We start from the raw sequence: 2,632 nt of genomic DNA on the forward strand, positions 1-2,632 counted from the left end.
CGCGCAGATCCTGAAGTTCATGCCCAACTACATGTTCAACCCGGCGGCTTACCCCGAGATCGGAACGCGCAACGACCCGGCCGATGACGTGTTTTTCTGGGCGCAGGGTCCGGCCCGGGGCGCATCCAAGGTCCAATTCGCGGACTGGACAGCGGTTTACGAAAAGCACCTGGACATACCGAATGTGGCGCTTTTCTACGAGCAGGCCAGTGCGCTCAAGGAGCTGTTGGCCACCGCCGCGCCGGACGCCGACCAGATGCGCGACCTCGACTTCCTGCTCGTCGTCGGCCACCTGTTCACGCTGGTCGTCTACGGTCAGCTGATTCTCGAGCAAGCCGGCCTGACCGGACTCGATGCCGATCTGCTGGACCAGATCTTCAATGTCCAGATCCGCGATTTCTCCCAGTACGCCGTCGCCTTGCATGGCAAGCCGAATTCCACAGCGGCGCAACAAGCCTGGGCTATCTCGGCGGTGCGCAAGCCTGTGATTGATGCGCACCGCTTCGACCGAGTGTGGGAGCAGGTCAAGGCCTACGACGGCGCCTACCAGATGCGGCCCTAACCGGCAGTCGGGACAAACGGCACGTCGTCGGTTGCCGCGTGTCGCGCCGCCAACAGCGTGCGGGCGGCGTCGCCGATCGGAATCCGCAGTGGTAACTCCGGCTTTTCCGCGGCGTCGGCGATCTCGGTCGCGACCTGTTCGGGCGTGATCATCCCGGCGCGCGGGCCGCCGCCGTTGAGGAATTCGGCGTAGGGATCGTCGGGCAGCGTGTAGGTGGTTACGTCGTCGAGAGCGCCGGAGCTCACGGTGCCAGGCTCGAGCAGCGCCGCCTGGACGCCGTGGGGCGCAGTCTCGATGGCCAGCGCCTCGACCAGCGCCTCCAGGGCCCACTTGGTGGCCGCATACGCCGCCCCGGGCGGCAACACAATTCGCCCCACGACGCTGGACATGAACAGCAGCTTGCCGTCGCCGCGGGCGCGCATCTGCGGCAGCGCGGCTTGGGCGACCCGGATCGCGCCGACGGTGTTCAGGTTGAACAGCCGTTGCAATTCAGGCAGAGGTATAGCTTCCACGGCGGCATAGAAGATCTCGGCGGGGTTGACGACGACGATGTCGACATCACCCGCGGCCGCGAATGCTGCGGTCACACTCGCGTCGTCGGTGACGTCGAGGGCCAGTCGTTGACTGACGTCGAGATCGGTCAGCGTGCGCGGATCACGCGCGGTGGCTACCACGCGGTGTCCCCGGCGGGCGAACTCCTCGGTGATGGCGCGGCCGATTCCGCGACTGGCTCCGGTGACGAGGACAGATGACATAGCGTTTGCTCCTAGGGAGTGAGTTTTCATCGAATGCCATTAACAAACCGATCGGTGTACCTCGTTGTTCCATCTCACCGTTGTTCCATCTCACCCGAGGTTTCTTCGGGTGCGAACAGATCGGTGCCTGACGCCGGGCCTACGATCAGCGCATGCGTGGTTCGAAGATCCTGATCACCGGCCCGACCGGACAGGTTGCCAGTCCCATTGCCCAGGCCCTGGCGGTCGATAACGAAGTCTGGGGTATCGCACGGTTCACCAACGCTGCGGCGCGTGAGGCCCTGGAGAAGTCGGGGGTGCGGTGCGAGACCGTCAACCTGGCCGCGGGGGACTTCACCGGCATTCCGTCCGATTTTGATTACGTGCTCAACTTGGCGGTGGCCAAGAGTGGGAACTGGGAGAAAGATCTCGCGGCCAACGCAGAGTCGGTCGGACTGTTGATGGCCCACTGCCGCAACGCAAAAGCGTTCCTGCATTGCTCCTCAGGTGCCGTCTACGACCCGCCCGACGACGAGCCGCGAACCGAGCACGCCGCGTTGGGTGACAACCACAAGCCTTTGTTCCCAACCTATTCCATCTCCAAGATCGCCGGCGAGGTGGTCGCCAGGACGATGGCTCGCGCGCTGGGCGTGCCGACCACCATCGCCCGGCTCAACGTCCCGTACGGCGACAACGGCGGGTGGCCGTTCTATCACATGGAGATGATGCTCGGCGGCATCCCGATCCCGGTCCCCGCCGGCGGACCGGCCCGCTACAACCCGATCCACGAGGACGACATCGTCGCGACCATCCCGAAACTGCTTGAGGTGGCGTCGATCCCGGCGACCACGCTCAACTGGTGCGGCGAGCAGACCGTCAGCCTGCAGGACTGGTGCGGCTACCTCGGCTCGCTGGTCGGCAAGGAACCGGTCTTTCAGGAGAGCGACCAAGCGTTGCGCGGCAACCCCACCGCCCCGAGCCGAATGCGCGAGATCGTCGGCGTCGCCACCGTCGACTGGCGCGACGGGATGCGCCGGATGGCAGCCAAATTCCATCCGGAGCTGGTCGGCTCCGGCTAGTCCTGCTTGGCGATCAGCCGCTTCAGCGCCTCGCGATCGGGTGCCAGCAGCTCGTCGATGCGCTCCTGGTTCACGTCGGCGACGATGATCTCGCCGACCTCCTGGTACACGTTGCTGAAGATGCCATGCGATTTCATCTTCTCGGTCTGGTAGATGTTGTCCTCGGTCGGTGTCACGTAGTACACGATCTCCGGCTTGAACCGATGGATCAGCCACAGGTGGATGACGTCCATCAGCCTCTTCTTGCGCAGTTTCTC

The 2,632-nt window shown here is 64.6% G+C and carries 2 protein-coding genes and 2 pseudogenes; 2 read left to right on the top strand and 2 right to left on the bottom strand.

The features are described 5' to 3' along the window. Positions 1-562 (top strand): annotated as a pseudogene (locus tag VKI00_RS00455) (acyl-CoA dehydrogenase); the annotation flags it as partial. Here VKI00_RS00455 and VKI00_RS00460 read toward each other — a convergent pair. Next, positions 559-1,317, bottom strand: a complete 759-nt coding sequence (locus tag VKI00_RS00460; protein WP_324434417.1) for an SDR family NAD(P)-dependent oxidoreductase — start codon at positions 1,315-1,317, stop codon at positions 559-561. The pseudogene VKI00_RS00455 and the gene VKI00_RS00460 sit on opposite strands and share 4 nt — an antisense overlap. Before the next feature lie 152 nt (positions 1,318-1,469). On the opposite strand from VKI00_RS00460, the gene VKI00_RS00465 reads away from it, so the two are divergent. Continuing rightward, positions 1,470-2,375 (top strand): NAD-dependent epimerase/dehydratase family protein, encoded by a 906-nt coding sequence (locus VKI00_RS00465; protein WP_324434418.1) that lies wholly within the window; start codon positions 1,470-1,472, stop codon positions 2,373-2,375. Here the strand turns inward: VKI00_RS00465 and VKI00_RS00470 are convergent. Continuing rightward, positions 2,372-2,632, bottom strand: a pseudogene (locus tag VKI00_RS00470) (isocitrate lyase); the annotation flags it as partial. The gene VKI00_RS00465 and the pseudogene VKI00_RS00470 sit on opposite strands and share 4 nt — an antisense overlap.

It is taken from the genome of Mycobacterium sp. (genome assembly GCF_035314665.1).
In the GTDB taxonomy this organism is placed as follows: Bacteria; Actinomycetota; Actinomycetes; order Mycobacteriales; family Mycobacteriaceae; genus Mycobacterium.